General features: G+C 67.1%; 15 protein-coding genes. 13 read left to right on the top strand and 2 right to left on the bottom strand.

Features of this window, described 5'->3' with window-relative positions:
- From AC1DSC_RS24415 to AC1DSC_RS24380, 8 genes are all read left to right on the top strand, one after another.
- On the top strand, positions 1-1,035 hold a 1,035-nt coding region (locus AC1DSC_RS24415), incomplete at its 5' end, for an NAD(P)(+) transhydrogenase (Re/Si-specific) subunit beta (protein ID WP_478131934.1).
- 101 nt (positions 1,036-1,136) lie between these two features.
- Positions 1,137-2,816 carry a long-chain-fatty-acid--CoA ligase gene (locus tag AC1DSC_RS24410; protein ID WP_018903964.1) on the top strand — a complete coding sequence of 560 codons (1,680 nt, stop codon included), beginning with the start codon at positions 1,137-1,139 and terminating at the stop codon, positions 2,814-2,816.
- A gap of 50 nt (positions 2,817-2,866) precedes the next feature.
- Positions 2,867-3,871, top strand: coding sequence for an ABC transporter permease subunit (locus tag AC1DSC_RS24405; RefSeq protein WP_369664059.1), 1,005 nt, complete (start codon positions 2,867-2,869; stop codon positions 3,869-3,871).
- 8 nt (positions 3,872-3,879) lie between these two features.
- Positions 3,880-4,794, top strand: coding sequence for an ABC transporter permease subunit (locus AC1DSC_RS24400; RefSeq protein ID WP_369664060.1), 915 nt, complete (start codon positions 3,880-3,882; stop codon positions 4,792-4,794).
- On the top strand, positions 4,791-5,828 hold the full coding sequence (locus AC1DSC_RS24395; protein ID WP_369664061.1) for an ABC transporter ATP-binding protein: 1,038 nt from the start codon (positions 4,791-4,793) through the stop codon (positions 5,826-5,828). The genes AC1DSC_RS24400 and AC1DSC_RS24395 overlap by 4 nt, the downstream gene beginning before the upstream one ends.
- A complete protein-coding gene (locus tag AC1DSC_RS24390) occupies positions 5,825-6,871 on the top strand; it encodes a peptide ABC transporter ATP-binding protein (protein ID WP_278881113.1) in 1,047 nt (348 codons plus the stop codon). Before AC1DSC_RS24395 ends, AC1DSC_RS24390 begins: the two co-directional genes overlap by 4 nt.
- Before the next feature lie 30 nt (positions 6,872-6,901).
- A complete protein-coding gene (locus AC1DSC_RS24385; RefSeq protein ID WP_369664062.1) occupies positions 6,902-8,542 on the top strand; it encodes an ABC transporter substrate-binding protein in 1,641 nt (546 codons plus the stop codon).
- A 3-nt stretch (positions 8,543-8,545) separates the two neighbouring features.
- Positions 8,546-9,328 carry a 5'-methylthioadenosine/adenosylhomocysteine nucleosidase gene (locus AC1DSC_RS24380; protein WP_369664063.1) on the top strand — a complete coding sequence of 261 codons (783 nt, stop codon included), beginning with the start codon at positions 8,546-8,548 and terminating at the stop codon, positions 9,326-9,328.
- Here the strand turns inward: AC1DSC_RS24380 and corA are convergent.
- Positions 9,321-10,307 carry a magnesium/cobalt transporter CorA gene (corA, locus tag AC1DSC_RS24375; protein ID WP_012745564.1) on the bottom strand — a complete coding sequence of 329 codons (987 nt, stop codon included), beginning with the start codon at positions 10,305-10,307 and terminating at the stop codon, positions 9,321-9,323. The two genes, AC1DSC_RS24380 and corA, sit on opposite strands and share 8 nt — an antisense overlap.
- 212 nt (positions 10,308-10,519) lie before the next feature.
- On the opposite strand from corA, the gene AC1DSC_RS24370 reads away from it, so the two are divergent.
- From AC1DSC_RS24370 to hprK, 4 genes are all read left to right on the top strand, one after another.
- Entirely contained in the window at positions 10,520-12,640 is a 2,121-nt protein-coding gene (locus AC1DSC_RS24370) for an ATP-dependent helicase (protein ID WP_436034948.1), read from the top strand.
- Positions 12,641-12,956: 316 nt separating this feature from the next.
- Positions 12,957-13,286, top strand: coding sequence for a ribosome hibernation-promoting factor, HPF/YfiA family (gene hpf, locus AC1DSC_RS24365; protein ID WP_012745566.1), 330 nt, complete (start codon positions 12,957-12,959; stop codon positions 13,284-13,286).
- 184 nt (positions 13,287-13,470) lie between these two features.
- Entirely contained in the window at positions 13,471-13,938 is a 468-nt protein-coding gene (locus tag AC1DSC_RS24360; protein ID WP_012745567.1) for a PTS sugar transporter subunit IIA, read from the top strand.
- Between the two features lie 94 nt (positions 13,939-14,032).
- Positions 14,033-14,992 carry an HPr(Ser) kinase/phosphatase gene (gene hprK, locus AC1DSC_RS24355; protein WP_012745568.1) on the top strand — a complete coding sequence of 320 codons (960 nt, stop codon included), beginning with the start codon at positions 14,033-14,035 and terminating at the stop codon, positions 14,990-14,992.
- A gap of 4 nt (positions 14,993-14,996) precedes the next feature.
- On the opposite strand, the gene fur is transcribed toward hprK, so the two are convergent.
- Positions 14,997-15,416 carry a ferric iron uptake transcriptional regulator gene (gene fur / locus AC1DSC_RS24350; protein WP_012745569.1) on the bottom strand — a complete coding sequence of 140 codons (420 nt, stop codon included), beginning with the start codon at positions 15,414-15,416 and terminating at the stop codon, positions 14,997-14,999.
- A gap of 91 nt (positions 15,417-15,507) precedes the next feature.
- Here fur and AC1DSC_RS24345 point away from each other — a divergent pair, with 91 nt between their 5' ends.
- On the top strand, positions 15,508-16,068 hold the full coding sequence (locus AC1DSC_RS24345) for an outer membrane protein assembly factor BamE (protein ID WP_012745570.1): 561 nt from the start codon (positions 15,508-15,510) through the stop codon (positions 16,066-16,068).
- The last annotated feature ends 129 nt before the right edge of the window (positions 16,069-16,197 follow it).

The following is a 16,197-nucleotide window of genomic DNA, read 5'->3' as shown; positions in this document are numbered from 1 at the left end:
AACCGGCTCGAGCTGTTCCTGGGCGCGGCCATCGGCGCCATCACCTTCAGCGGCTCGGTGATTGCCTTCGGCAAGCTCTCGGGCACCTACAAGTTCCGCCTGTTCCAGGGCGCGCCGGTGCAGTTCAAGGGCCAGCACATGCTGAACCTGGTGCTCGGCCTGGCCATGATCGGCCTGGGGCTGGTGTTCATGGCCACCGAAAGCTGGCCGGCGTTCTTCGCGATGCTGGCGCTGGCCTTCGTGATGGGCGTGCTCATCATCATCCCGATCGGCGGGGCCGACATGCCGGTGGTGGTGTCCATGCTCAACAGCTACTCGGGCTGGGCGGCCGCGGGCATCGGCTTCAGCCTGAACAACGCGATGCTGATCGTGGCCGGCTCGCTGGTGGGCTCGTCGGGCGCGATCCTGAGCTACATCATGTGCAAGGCCATGAACCGCTCGTTCTTCAACGTGATCCTGGGTGGCTTCGGCGGCGAGGCGGTCACGGCCGGCGGCGCGGCCAAGGAGCAGCGGCCGGTCAAGAGCGGCAGCGCCGACGACGCGGCCTTCGTGCTGGGCAACGCCGAGACGGTGGTGATCGTGCCGGGCTACGGCCTGGCGGTGGCGCGCGCCCAGCATGCGGTGAAGGAACTCGCCGAGAAGCTCACGCACAAGGGCATCACCGTGAAGTACGCGATCCACCCGGTGGCCGGGCGCATGCCGGGCCACATGAACGTGCTGCTGGCCGAGGCCGAGGTGCCCTACGACCAGGTGTTCGAGATGGAAGACATCAACGGCGAGTTCGGCCAGGCCGACGTGGCGATCATTCTGGGCGCCAACGACGTGGTGAACCCGGCCGCGCTCACCAAGGGCAGCCCGATCTACGGCATGCCCATTCTCGAAGCCTACAAGGCCAAGACGGTGATCGTGAACAAGCGCTCCATGGCGGCGGGCTATGCGGGCCTGGACAACGAGCTCTTCTACATGGACAAGACCATGATGGTCTTTGGGGATGCGAAGAAAGTAGTGGAAGATATGGGCAAGGCCATCGAATAGGCCCAAGGTCCGCACCCGCGCAGTGCGGGCAGATCATCACCGCGGCGCCACTTGTGCGCCGCTGTCGTTTCAAAAACACGCGATTCCGAGGAGACACACCCATGACCGACCGCCCCTGGCTCAGCAGCTATCCGCAAGGCGTGCCCGCCGACATCGACGCCTCGCAGTATTCCTCGCTGGTCGGTCTCATGGAGGAGAGCTTTGCCAGGTACGCCGACCGCACGGCCTACAGCTTCATGGGCAAGGACGTGAGCTATGCGGAGACCGACAAGCTCAGCAAGGCCTTTGGCGCGTACCTGCAGGGGCTCGGCCTCGCCAAGGGCGACCGCGTCGCGGTCATGATGCCCAACTGCCCGCAGTACCCGATCGCGGTCGCGGCCATCCTGCGCGCCGGCCTGATCCTGGTGAACGTGAATCCGCTGTACACGCCGCGCGAGCTCGAGCACCAGCTCAAGGACTCGGGCGCCAAGGCCATCGTCATCATGGAGAACTTCGGCACCACGCTGCAGCAGTGCATCGCGGCCACGCCCATCAAGCACATCGTGCTCGCGGCCATGGGCGACCGGCTCGGCTTCCTCAAGGGCGCGCTCGTCAACTACGTGGTGCGCAACGTGAAGAAGCTGGTGCCGCACTACAGCCTGCCGGGCGCGGTGCGCTTCAACGATGCGCTCGACCAGGGCGCGGGCCGCACGCTGAAGGCGCCGGCCCTCGGCCCCGACGACGTGGCCGTCCTGCAGTACACCGGCGGCACCACCGGCGTCTCCAAGGGCGCGGTGCTGCTGCACCGCAACGTCATTGCGAACGTGCTGCAGTCCGAAGCCTGGAACGAACCCGTGATGGCCCAGGTGCCGGCGGGCGAGCAGCCCACGAGCGTGTGCGCGCTGCCGCTCTATCACATCTTCGCCTTCACCGTGGGCATGATGCTGAACATGCGCACGGGCGGCAAGCTGATCCTCATTCCGAATCCGCGCGACCTCGCGGGCGTGCTCAAGGAACTGTCCAAGCACACGATCCACAGCTTTCCCGCGGTCAACACGCTGTTCAACGGGCTGGCCAACCACCCCGACTTCAACACCGTCAACTGGAAGAACCTCAAGGTGTCGGTGGGCGGCGGCATGGCCGTGCAGGCGGCGGTCGCGAAGCTCTGGCTCGAGAAGACCGGCTGCCCGATCTGCGAGGGCTACGGCCTGTCCGAAACCTCGCCCTCGGCCACCTGCAACCCCACCAACAGCAAGGCCTACACCGGCACCATCGGCCTGCCGCTGCCGAGCACCTGGCTCAAGCTGCTCGACGACGAAGGCCGCGAGGTGCCGCCGGGCCAGCCCGGCGAGATCGCGATCAAGGGCCCGCAGGTGATGGCCGGCTACTGGCAGCGCCCCGACGAAACCGCCAAGGTCATGACGCCCGACGGCTACTTCAAGAGCGGCGACATCGGCGTGGTCGACGAGCGCGGCTACTTCAAGGTGGTCGACCGCAAGAAGGACATGATCCTGGTCTCGGGCTTCAACGTGTACCCGAACGAGATCGAGGACGTGGTGGCGCAGATTCCGGGCGTGCTCGAATGCGCCGCGGTCGGCGTGGCCGACGACAAGACCGGCGAGGCCGTCAAGCTGGTGATCGTCAAGAAGGACGAGTCGCTGACCGAAGCGCAGGTGCGCGAATACTGCAGAGCAAACCTTACGGGTTACAAGCAGCCGCGGATCGTGGAGTTCCGTGGCGAACTCCCGAAGACGCCAGTCGGAAAGATCCTGCGGCGCGAACTGCGCGACGTCAAGAAGTAAGGGTTCGGCCCGGGTAGGGCCGCGGCATCGATCTTGCATATTGCGGGTCGATGCTTCGCTTCCTCCTCACGCGCGTGAGCCTGCTGGTGCCGACCTTCATCGGCATGACGCTGCTTGCCTTTTTCCTGATCCGGCTGGTGCCGGGCGACCCCATCGAAACCATGGCGGGCGAGCGCGGGATCGATCCCGAGCGCCATGCCCAGCTGCGCGCGGCCTACGGCTTCGACAAGCCGGTGATCGTGCAGTACGGCATCTACATCGGCCGCGTGCTGCATGGCGATCTCGGCAAGTCGCTCATCACGCAGGAATCGGTCGCCAGCGAGTTCCTTGCGCTGTTCCCCGCCACGGTCGAGCTTGCCGCGTGCGCGATCGCCTTTGCGCTGCTGCTGGGGCTGCCGGCGGGCATCCTGGCGGCGGTGCGGCGCAATTCCATCTTCGACCATGGCGTGATGGCCACCTCGCTCACCGGCTATTCGATGCCGATCTTCTGGTGGGGGCTGCTGCTGATCCTGTTCTTCTCGGTGCAGCTGGGCTGGACGCCCGTGTCGGGCCGCATCTCGGTGCAGTACTTCGTCGAGCCTGAAACGGGCTTTCTCTTGATCGATGCGCTGCGCGCCGGCGACACCGGCGCCTTCTGGTCGGCGCTGCATCACCTGATCCTTCCGGCCATCGTGCTCGGCACCGTGCCGCTCGCGGTCATCGCGCGCATGACGCGCTCGGCCATGCTCGAGGTGCTGGGCGAAGACTACATCCGCACCGCGCGCGCCAAGGGCCTCTCGCGCCTTCGCGTGGTGGGGCTGCATGCGCTGCGCAATGCGCTGATTCCGGTGGTCACGGTGATCGGGCTGCAGGTGGGCGTGCTCTTCACGGGCGCGATCCTCACCGAGACCATCTTCTCGTGGCCCGGTGTCGGCAAGTGGCTGATCGAGGCCATCGGCCGGCGCGACTACCCGGTGCTGCAGGGCGGCATGCTGCTGCTGGGCGGCATCGTGATGCTGGTCAACCTGCTGGTCGACGTGGCCTACGGCGTCATCAATCCACGCATCCGGCATTGACCGATTCCATGGCAACGACAACGACACACGCAGTTTCGAGCAGCAGCGCTGGCGGCGCAGCGCCTCCCGGTCCCTGGCGCGAGTTCTGGACGGCCTTCTCTGCCAACCGCGGCGCGGTGATCGGCCTTGCCACCGTCGCGCTGCTGCTGCTGGTCGCGCTGTTCGCGCCGTGGATCGCGCCGCATGCACCCAACGAGACCAACAGCGCCGTCTTCCTGCTGCCACCCGCATGGCAGCAGGGCGGCTCCGCAAGCTACCTGCTGGGCACCGACGCCATCGGGCGCGACATTCTTTCGCGGCTGATGCACGGCGCGCGGCTCTCGCTGTCCATCGGCGTGGCGGTGGTGGCGCTGTCGGTGGTCGTCGGCGTGGTGCTCGGCCTTGTCGCGGGCTTCTTTCGCGGCGTGCTGGAGATCGCGATCATGCGGCTGATGGACATCGTGCTCACGATGCCGAGCCTGCTGATGGCCATCGTGATCGTCGCGATCCTCGGGCCGGGGCTGGTCAACGCCATGGTGGCGGTGGCCATCGTCGTGCTGCCGCACTACGTGCGCATCACGCGCGCCGCGGTCATTGCCGAGATCTCGCGCGACTACGTGACCGCCGCGCGCGTGAGCGGCGCCGGCACGCTGCGCCTGATGTTCCGCGAAGTGCTGCCCAACTGCGCAGCGCCGCTGATCGTGCAGGCCTCGCTCGGCATCTCCACGGCCATCCTCGATGCGGCGGCGCTGGGCTTCATCGGCCTGGGCGCGCAGCCGCCGTCGCCGGAATGGGGAACGATGCTGGCCGATGCGCGCGAGTTCGTGCTGCGCGCCTGGTGGGTCGTCACCTTCCCGGGCCTTGCGATTCTTGCGGCGGTGCTGGCGTTCAACCTGCTCGGCGACGGCCTGCGCGATGCGCTCGACCCGAAGCTCAAGCGATGAACATGCTGCTCGACATCAAGGACTTGCACGTCGAGTTTCCCACTCAGGGCGGCGTGCTGCACGCCGTCGACGGCGTGAGCCTCACGCTCGAGGAGGGCGAGGTGCTCGGCATCGTCGGCGAATCGGGCTCGGGCAAGAGCGTGACGATGATGGCGCTGATGGGCCTCGTGGGCTTTCCGGGCCGCGTGCGCGCACAGCACATGCGCTTTGCCGGCAAGGAACTGCTCGGCATTTCCGACAAGGCGCGCCGCGCGCTGGTCGGCAAGGAGGTGGCCATGATCTTCCAGGAGCCGACCACCAGCCTCAACCCCTGCTTCACCATCGGCTTCCAGCTGATGGAAACGCTGCGGCTGCACCTTCATCTGGACCGGCGCACGGCGAAAAAGCGCGCGACCGAGCTGCTCGAGCAGGTCGGCATACCGGCCGCGTCGTCGCGCCTGGGCAGCTATCCGCACCAGCTCTCGGGCGGCATGAACCAGCGCGTGATGATCGCAATGGCCATTGCCTGCAACCCGCGCCTGCTGATCGCCGACGAGCCGACCACCGCGCTCGACGTGACGATCCAGGCGCAGATCCTCGACCTGCTGCGCGAGCTGCAGAAGGAGCGCGGCATGGCGCTGGTGCTCATCACGCACAACATGGGCGTGGTCAGCGAGATGGCGCAGCGCATCGCCGTGATGTATGCGGGCCAGGTGATGGAGCAGCAGCGCGTCGACCGGCTCTTCGCGGATCCGCAGCATCCCTACACCGAGGCCCTGCTGGCCGCGCTGCCCGAACGCGCCGCGCCCGAGGGGCGGCTGGCCACCATCGCGGGCGTGGTGCCGGGCGTGCACGACCGGCCGGCCGGCTGCCTGTTCGCGCCGCGCTGCGGCTATGTGACGACGAAGGCCTGCAACGTGCGGCCGGCGCTGCGCGCGGTTGCGTCGCCGCCCGGCGCCGAGGTGCGCTGCCATTTCCCGCTCGGCGAGCCCGGGCGCATGGCGGCCATCGAGGCCGACCGGCCGCGGCCACAGGCCGTGGAGGCGCTGCCATGAGTGGCGATGCCATCGGCGACGTCGTCGTGGAGGCGCGCAACCTGCAGCGCACCTATGCCGTGCGGCGCGGCATGTTCCGCGCGCCTGCGCAGTTGCGCGCGGTCGGCGACATTTCTTTTCGCATCGAGCGCGGCCGCACGCTTGCGGTGGTCGGCGAATCGGGCTGCGGCAAGTCGACGCTCGCGCGCATGGTCGCATTGATCGAAAAGCCCACGGCCGGGCAGCTCGTGCTGGCCGGCCACGATGCCGTGGACCCGCCGCCCGCATACCGGCGCGAACTGCGCCAGGCCGTGCAGCTGGTGTTCCAGAACCCCTATGGCTCGCTCAATCCGCGCAAGAAGATCTCTGCGGTGCTCGAGGATCCGCTCGCCATCAACACCGCGCTCGGAAAGCCCGAGCGGGTTGCCAAGGCGCGCGAGATGCTGGCGCGCGTGGGCCTGCGGCCCGAGCATGCGAACCGCTATCCGCACATGTTCTCGGGCGGCCAGCGCCAGCGCATCGCCATTGCGCGCGCGCTCATGCTGGAGCCGCGCCTGCTGGTGGCCGACGAGCCGGTGTCGGCGCTCGACGTGTCGATCCAGGCGCAGGTGCTGAACCTGCTGGCCGACCTGCAGGCCGAGCTGGGCCTGGCCTATCTCTTCATCTCGCACGACCTGGGCGTGGTGCGGCACATCGCGCACGAGGTGCTCGTGATGTACCTCGGCCATGCGGTGGAGCAAGGTTCCAAGGCGCGCATCTTCGCGCGGCCGCTGCATCCCTACACGCAGGCGCTGCTGGCATCCACGCCCGGCCTCAGCAGCCAGCGCATCGTGCTCAAGGGTGAGCTGCCGTCGCCGCTCGATCCGCCCACGGGCTGCGTCTTCAACACGCGCTGCCCGCACGCGACGCAGCGCTGCCGCGAGGAGCGGCCGCTGCTGCGCGCGCTCGACGAGCGCCTGGTGGCCTGCCACTACGCGGAGAAATTCCTCGATGGCACGCCGCCGGTCAGCGCCGATGTGCCCTTGTCCCCGCCGTTCGCCGCGCCTCTGGCGGCGAACCCCTAGTTCACTTCCACCGTGTCCCAAGGAGTTGCCATGAAGAAGACCACCCAGCCATCCGTTTTGCGCCGCTCGCCCAGGCTTGGCGCGCTGCTCGCGCCGGCGGCGCTCGCCGTACTCGCACTGGGCGCGGGCGCCGTGTCCGCCAAGACGCTGGTCTATTGCTCGGAGGGCAGTCCCGAGAACTTCTATCCGGGCGTGAACACCACCGGCACCTCGTTCGACGTGACCACGCAGGTGTACAACACCATTGTCGAGTTCGAGCGCGGCGGCACCAAGGTCGTGCCGGGCCTGGCTGAAAAATGGGACATCTCGGCCGATGGCACGGTCTACACCTTCCACCTGCGCAAGGGCGTCAAGTGGCACAGCACCAGCAAGAGCTTCAAGCCCACGCGCGACTTCAACGCCGACGACTTCATCTTCATGCTCGAGCGGCAGTGGAAGGAGAGCGACCCCTTCTTCAAGGTCACGAGCCAGAACCACTCCTACTTCAACGACATGGGCATGCCCAAGCTCCTGAAGTCGGTGGACCGCATCGACGACCTGACCGTGAAGATCACGCTCAACCAGGCCGAGGCGCCGTTCCTTGCCAACCTGGCCATGCAGTACGCGGGCATCCAGTCGAAGGAATACGCCATTGCAATGCTGAAGGCCGGCACGCCCGAGAAGGTCGACCAGGACCCGATCGGCACCGGCCCGTTCTACCTCGTGCAATACCAGAAGGACGCGGTCATCCGCTTCAAGGCCTTCCCGCAGTACTGGGGCGGCAAGGCGAAGATCGACGACCTCGTGTTCGCGATCACGCCCGACGCCTCGGTGCGCTGGGCCAAGCTGCAGAAGGGCGAATGCCACGTCATGCCGTATCCGAATCCGGCCGATCTCGACGCGATCCGCAAGGACCCGAACGTGCAGGTGCTCGAGCAGCCCGGCCTCAACGTGGGCTACCTTTCGTACAACACCACCAAGAAGCCCTTCGACGACGTGCGCGTGCGCAAGGCCATCAACATGGCGATCAACAAGAAGGCGATCATCGACGGCGTGTACCTGTCGACCGGCGTGGCCGCGAAGAACCCGATCCCGCCGACCATGTGGTCCTACAACGACGCGGTCAAGGACGATCCCTACGACCCCGAAGCCGCCAGGAAGCTGCTGGCGCAGGCCGGCTTTCCCGATGGCTTCTCGACCGACCTGTGGGCCATGCCGGTGCAGCGGCCCTACAACCCGAATGCCAAGCGCATCGCCGAGCTGATGCAGGCCGACCTGGCCAAGATCAACGTCAAAGCCGAGATCAAGAGCTTCGAGTGGGGCGAGTACCGCAAGCGCCTGCAGGCCGGCGAGCACCAGATGGGCATGCTCGGCTGGACCGGCGACAACGGCGATCCCGACAACTTCCTCTACACGCTGCTGGGCTGCGCCTCGGCCAAGTCGGCCAGCGGCAGCAACATCTCCAAGTTCTGCTACCAGCCCTACGAAGACCTCGTGCTCAAGGCCAAGAGCGCGACCAAGCAGGCCGAGCGCGATGCGCTGTACAAGAAGGCGCAAGTCATCTTCAAGGAGCAGGCGCCCTGGTTCACCATCGCGCACGCGGTGCAGCTGAAGCCGGTGCGCAAGGAGGTGGTCGACTTCAAGCTCAGCCCCTTCGGCCGCCACACCTTCTACGGCGTGGACATCAAGTAGCCGATGAACGCACCCGTTGCCATCGTCGCGGCGATGCACGAGGAGCTGGGCGCGCTGCTCGCGCAGATGCCGGACGAGCAGCGCGTGCGCGCCGCGGGCCGCGACTTCTGGGTCGGCCACCTGCACGGCCAGCCGGTGGTGGCCGTGCTGTCGCGCATCGGCAAGGTCGCGGCGGCGGTCACGGCCGCGGTGCTGCTCGAGCGCTTCGGCGTGCGCGCGATCGTGTTCACGGGCGTGGCAGGCGGGCTCGCGCCGGGCGTGGACGTTGGCGACGTGGTGGTCGCCACGCAGCTGCTGCAGCACGACCTCGACGCCTCGCCGATCTTCCCGAAGTACGAAGTGCCGCTCATGGGCCTTTCGCGCTTTGCGGCCGATGCCTCGATCGGCGATGCGCTGGCGGCCGTGGCCGAAGCCGCGCTGCGCGATCCGGCGGCGCTGGTGGGGCAGGCGGCCGCCGATGAATTCGGCCTCCGGTCGCCGAAGGTGCACCGCGGCCTGCTGGTGAGCGGCGACCGCTTCGTCTCGACGGCCGCCGAGAGCGCTGCCTTGCGGCGCAGCCTGCCCGATGCGCTCGCAGTCGAGATGGAAGGCGCGGCGGTCGCGCAGGTGTGCCACGACTACGGCGTGCCGTTCGCGGCCATGCGCACCATCTCGGACCGAGCCGACGACGCCGCGCATGGCGACTTCGCGCGCTTCGTCGCCGAGGTGGCGAGCCGCTACAGCCTGGCCTTGGTCGATGCGTGGCTGGCCACGCTGCCTTCTTGCGGAATGCCGGCCGCTACTTGAGCCAGCCGCGCCGGCGGAAGTACCACATCGGCACCAGCGCGCTTGCCGCCATCAAGGCCAGCGCATACGGATAGCCCAGCGACCAGTCGAGCTCGGGCATCAGCTTGAAGTTCATGCCGTAGATGCTCGCGATCAGCGTGGGCGGCAGCAGCGCCACGCTGGCCACCGAGAAGATCTTGATGGTCTTGTTCTGGTTGATGTTGATGAAACCGACGGTCGCATCCATCAGGAAGTTGATCTTGTCGAACAGGAAGGCCGTGTGGTTGTCCAGCGATTCGATGTCGCGCAGGATCTGCCGCGCCTCCTCGAACTGCTCGGCGTTGAGCATGCGGCTGCGCATCATGAAGCTCACGGCGCGGCGCGTGTCCATCACGTTGCGGCGGATGCGGCCGTTCAAGTCTTCCTGGCGCGCGATGGCGCCCAGCACCTCGCCGGCCAGCTCGTCGCTGACGTTGCCTTCGAGCACCTTCTTGCCCGCGATCTCGAGCTCGTCGTAGATGTTCTCGAGCGTGTCGGCCGAATATTCCGCGTCGGCGTCGAACAGCTTGAGCAGCACTTCCTTGGCGTCTTCGATGAGGCCCGGCGCGCGGCGCGCACGCATGCGCAGCAGCCGGAACACCGGCACGTCCTCGTCGTGGATCGAGAACAGCACGCCGCGGCTGCGAAGCTCGGTGTTGTGCTGGTTCAGGATGAAGGCCACGCGCACCGACCGCGGGTCTTCGTCGTCATCGATCAGGAAGTCGGAGCGGATGTGCAGCTCGCCGTTGTCTTCTTCATAGAAGCGGGCCGACTCCTCGATGTCCTCGTCCATCGCGTCTTCGGGAATCGAGAGGCCGTAGTACTGCTTGATCCAGCGCTTTTCCTCGAGCGTGGGCGATTCGAGGTCGACCCAGATCGGCTGGAACTTGGAAAGCTCCTCGAGCGCCTCGATCTCTTCCTGGACAAGGCGGCCGTTGGCAAGCGTAAAGATATTGAGCATGGGCTCACTCCCGTGAAATGGCTGAGGCGATGGGGCGAGGGGAGGGGTGCTTTCAATCCCCGGGCCCGGGCGTCAGGACGCGGGAGTTGAAAGCTGCCGAGACGGTGCGGTTTCCATGATGCGGTCTCCAGTTGCAGCGAGCGGCGATTATGTCATCGGCCATGTGACGGCAGGCCCTCCGATCTGGATGGACATACAGTAAAGTCGCGGGCATGCAGACCGCTGCGCTCCCCGCTTTTTCCGCCACCGGTGCCACCCAGGCCGAGCGCCTGGCCGCGGCGCTCTCGGCGCTCAACGACGAGCAGCGCGCCGCCGTCGAGCACGGCGTCGGCACGCTGACGGCCGGGCGCGACGAGCGGCCGCTGCTGGTGATCGCCGGTGCGGGCTCGGGCAAGACCAGCACGCTGGCGCACCGGGTGGCGCACCTCATCGCCGGCGGCGTCGATCCGCAGCGCCTGCTGCTTCTGACCTTCTCGCGCCGCGCGGCGCAGGAAATGGAGCGCCGCGCGGGCCAGGTGCTGGCGCGCGTGCTCGGGCTCAAGTCCGACAAGCCGCCCGCGCTGCCCTGGGCCGGCACTTTCCACGGCATCGGCGCGCGGCTGCTGCGCGAATACGCCGCGCACATCGGCCTCGACGACCACTTCACCATCCACGACCGCGGCGACGCCGAGGACCTGATGGGCCTCGTGCGCCACGAACTCGGCCTGTCGTCGAGCCTGAACCGCTTTCCGCGCAAGGGCACCTGCCTTTCGATCTATTCGCGCTGCGTCAACACGCGCGCCCCGCTGGCCGAGGTGCTGGCCGAGGCCTTTCCGTGGTGCGCCGAATGGGAAGCCGAACTCAAGCGCCTGTTCGGCGCCTATGTGGAGGCCAAGCAGCAGCAGAACGTGCTCGACTACGACGACCTGCTGCTCTACTGGGCCGGCATGGTGGCCGAGCCCGCGCTGGCGGCGCTGGTCGGCGAGCGCTTCGACCACGTGCTGGTCGACGAATACCAGGACACCAACCTGCTGCAGGCCTCGATCCTGCGGGCGCTCAAGCCCGATGGCCGCGGCGTAACGGTGGTGGGCGACGATGCGCAGTCGATCTACTCGTTTCGAGGCGCAACGGTGCGTAACATCCTCGACTTTCCGTCGCAGTTCTCGCAGGCTGCGCGCGTGGTCACGCTGGAGCGCAACTACCGCTCGACCCAGCCGATTCTCGATGTCTCGAACCGGGTCATTGCACAGGCGGCCGAGCGGCATGCCAAGACGCTCTGGACCGACAAGCCCTCCGCCGGCCGGCCGCAGCTGGTGCTGGTGCCCGACGAGGCGCAGCAGGCCGTCTGGGTGGCCGACAAGGTGCTCGCGCACCGCGAGGGCGGCCTAGCGCTCAAGTCGCAGGCGGTGCTGTTCCGTGCCGCCACGCACAGCGCGCCGCTCGAGCTCGAACTGGCGCGCCGCAACATCCCGTTCGTGAAGTACGGCGGCCTCAAGTTTCTCGAGGCCTCGCATGTGAAGGACCTGCTCGCGGTGCTGCGCTTCGCCGAGAACCCGCGCGGCCGCATGGCGGGTTTCCGCGTCACGCAGCTCATCCCGGGCATCGGGCCGGCCACGGGCGCGCGGCTGCTCGATGCCATGGACCAGGCCGCCGATCCGGCGGCGGCGGTGCGCGAATTCGTGCCGCCCTCGGCCGCCCGCGCGGAATGGGCGGTCTTTGCCGAAGCCTATGCCGCGCTGTGCGCGCCCTCGCTGCCGTGGCCGGCCGACGTGGAGCTGGCGGTGCGCTGGTATTTGCCGCACCTGGACCGGCTCTACGACGACCCCTCCGGCGTGCGGCGCGGCGACGTCGAGCAACTGGCGCGGCTGGCCTCGGGCTACGGCTCGCGCGAGCGCTTCCTGACCGAACTCACGCTCGATCCGCCCGAAGCCACCAGCGACAAGCCGGGCCCGCCCTCGCTCGACGAGGACTACCTCATTCTTTCGACCATCCACTCGGCCAAGGGGCAGGAGTGGAATTCGGTGCATGTGCTCAACGTGGTCGACGGCTGCCTGCCGGCCGACGTGGCGCAGGGCGCGCACGAACTCGAGGAGGAGCGGCGGCTGCTCTACGTGGCGATGACGCGGGCGCGCGACCACCTGCATCTTCTGGTGCCGCAGCGCTTCTACGTGACGCAGCAGGCCGTGCGCGGCGACCGGCACCTGTATGCCAACCGCACGCGCTTCATTTCCGAGTCGGATCTTGCCGGCTTCGAGCAGCAGACCTGGCCGCCGCCGCCGGCGCGCCCGCCCGCGGTGCCGCCGCCGGCCGCGGTGATCGACCTGCGCAACCGCATGCGCGCGGCCTGGAGCTGAGCCCGCCGGCCCTTCGCCCGGCAGGGTCACCGCTGGTGACGCACTGAAACACTTGCTGCCAAAGTGCCGCATCGGCGGGCCTGCATGCGCGGGCCGCTATGGAATCGCTAGCGTGAGCAGCGCATGGTCCGCCGGCGTCCGCCACCCGGAGAAGTCTGCTATTGCAATACCGTGACAGCTTGGGCATAGTGAATCGACCGTTCCCTCTTTTCTCTTCTTCCCCTTTTCTCCCCCAACCCCCATATCTGTTTCGCCGGCCACGCCCCATCCCGGAGCGGGGCCATTTTCCCAACCGTCAATTCTCAGGAGGTCATTCATGAATTTGACGATCAGCGGTCATCACCTCGACGTCACACCTGCCTTGCGCACCTACGTCACGAGCAAGCTGGACCGGATCACACGGCACTTCGACCAGGTGGTCGATGTGAAGGTGCTCCTCACGGTGGAAAAGCAGAAGGAAAAGGAACGCCGCCAAAGGGCGGAGTGCAACATTCACGTCAAGGGTAACGACATGTTCGCGGAGTCGAGCCACGCTGATCTCTATGCTGCGGTCGATGAACTGGTCGACAAGCTCGACCGCCAGGTGGTGCGCCACAAGGACCGCCTGCAGGACCACCACCACGCCGCCCCCAAGCGCGTGATGTAGGCCACGGGCCAGAGGGCTGCAGCCCTGCCGACAAGCCGCCTGCGGGCGGCTTTTTGCTGCCTGTTGCTGTTACCGGCGCTGACAAGGCTGCGAGGCCTCCGGGCAACATGTAGCCAAAAAGTAAGTAACGGGAGTGGGGGTTTTTACCAAGCGGGTGCATAATCGCCCCCGCCCTTCCCCCACCATGAATCGCCTCGCGTCCATCCTGCCGCCCGCTCAAGTGCTTGTGAGCGTTGACGCTACCAGCAAGAAACGTGCTTTCGAAGAAGCCGGCTTGCTGTTCGAGAGCCTTCACGGCCTCGGCCGCGCGCTCATCACCGACAGCCTGTTCGCACGCGAACGCCTCGGCTCCACCGGGCTCGGGCACGGGGTGGCCATTCCGCACGGCCGCATCAAGGGCCTGAAGGCCCCCATGGCCGCGGTCTTCCAACTGGCCAACCCGATCGGCTTCGACGCGCCGGACGAGCAGCCCGTCGGGCTCCTGATCTTCCTGCTGGTGCCCGAGGCGGCCACCCAGAAGCACCTTGAAATCCTCTCCGAGATCGCCGAGCTGCTGAGCGACGCCAACCTGCGCGAGCAGATCAAGTCGAGCACCGACGCGGCCGAACTGCACGGACTCATTGCCGGCTGGCAGTCGACGCAAGTCGCCTGAAGTGCCTGCCCAGAGGCTCCCGCGGCCCTGCCGGGCCGGTTCCGCGGTATTCTGGCCGGCCTCCAACTAGGCGCGCAGCGCCATTTCCCTACGCATGAAGCCGACCGTCATCAGTGCCGACGCCATGTTCGAGGAATTCCGCGGGTCGCTCCGCTGGGAATGGCTCGCCGGGCTCGGGGCGTCAGAGCGCCAGTTCGACCCTGAAGTCATCAGCCGGGCCCAATCGGCGGCCGATCTGGTCGGTTACCTCAATTACATCCATCCGTACCGCGTGCAGATCCTGGGCGCGCGCGAAGTGGCCTACCTGACGCGCGGCAGCCAGGAAGACTGCGCCCGGCGCATCGCCCGCATCGTCACGCTGGAGCCGCCCATGCTGGTGCTGGCCGACGGCCAGGCCGCGCCGGACGAGCTGCTATCGATTTGCGAGCGCGCCCAGCTGCCGCTGTTCGCCACGCGCGAATCGTCGGCCTTCGTGATCGACCTGCTGCGCGCCTACCTGTCCAAGCATTTCGCGGAACGCACCTCGATGCACGGGGTGTTCATGGACATCCTGGGCATGGGGGTCATGATCACCGGCGAATCGGGGCTCGGAAAGAGCGAACTCGGGCTGGAGTTGATCTCGCGCGGCAACGGCCTGGTGGCCGACGACGCGGTCGACCTGTTCCGCATCAACCAGAACACCATCGAGGGCCGCTGCCCCGACCTGCTGCTCAACCTGCTGGAGGTGCGCGGCATCGGCCTTCTGGACATCCGCGCGATCTTCGGCGAGACGGCGGTGCGGCGGAAGATGCGGCTCAAGCTCATCGTGCACCTGGTGCGGCGCGACAGCTTCGAGCGCGACTACGAGCGCATGCCCTCGGCGCCGCTCACGCAGGACGTGCTGGGCATTCCGGTGCGCAAGGTCATCATCCAGGTGGTGGCCGGGCGCAACATCGCCGTGCTGGTCGAAGCCGCCGTGCGCAATTCGATCCTGCAGCTGCGCGGCATCGACACCTATGCGGATTTCGTGGCGCGCCACCACAAGGCGATGGAAAGCGGGCGCGACGGGGACTGACGGGCTACCTTTTGTTTACGCAGTCGCCGCACAGGCCGTAGAGCGACATCGCGTGGTCCTGCAGGATCCAGCCCTTGTCCTTGGAGATCATCTGCTGGCGGCGCTCGATCTCGGCGTCGTAGAACTCCTCGACCTTGCCGCACGAGGTGCAGATCAGGTGGTCGTGGTGCGTGCCTTCGTTCAGCTCGTAGACCGCCTTGCCGCTTTCGAAATGGCTGCGCTCGAGGATGCCGGCCTGCTCGAACTGCGTCAGCACGCGGTAGACGGTGGCCAGGCCGATGTCGGAGTGCTCGTTCAGGAGCACGCGGAAAACATCTTCGGCCGTCATGTGGCGCTGGCTGCCGGTCTGGAAGATCTCGAGGATCTTCAGGCGTGGCAGAGTGGCCTTGAGGCCGGTGTTCTTGAGTTCGTCGATATTGGCCATGATGGTTCCTGCGCCCTGGGCTGCAGACAGGCCCCAAAAAGGGCCAGCCGCTACAATGGCCGATCATATCGCTACCCCCTTTTTTCCTCCCATGCCTGCCATTCTCCAACGCCGTCCCTGGCTGCTGGCCGCGGCCGTCGCCGCGACCTTCTGCCTCGGTGCCTGCAGCGGCTTCAGCGATCGCACGCGTGGTGCGCTGACGGCCATCACGCCCTACAAGGTCGAAGTGGTCCAGGGCAATTTCGTGTCGAAGGAACAGGTCGAGGCGCTCAAGCCCGGCATGTCGCGCCAGCAGGTGCGTGAAATCCTCGGCACCTCGCTTCTGACCGACGTCTTCCACAAGGACCGCTGGGACTACGTCTTCACGATCAGGCGCCAGGGCGTCGATCCCCAGGAACGCCGCCTGACTGTCTTCTTCAACGGCGAGCTGCTCGACCGCTTCGAGGGCGACCCGATGCCCAGCGAGGAAGAATTCGTCGCCACGCTGGACACCCGCAAGAAAAGCGGCAAGGTGCCGCCGCTCGAGGCGTCGGAAGAAGAGCTCAAGAAATTCGCCCCCAAGGACGACGGCAAGAAGGCCGATGCCACCGCCACGGCCACCAGCCTGCCCCCGCTTCCCGCCGCATACCCCCCGCTCGAAGCCGCGCGCTGAGCACGCGCCAAACCCAGGGCGAGGGCGGGCGCACCCGCCGGGTCGGGCGGGCGTGCCGGTTTCCATGCCAATTTCGAAGGCTGAATCCGCGTGACTGAATCCATTTCCACTTCTTCGTCCCTTTCCGGG

The sequence above is a fragment of the Variovorax sp. 01N425 genome, assembly GCF_056399465.1.
Note: the sequence above shows the minus strand (reverse complement) of the source record. Positions and strands in the feature narration are given on the sequence as shown.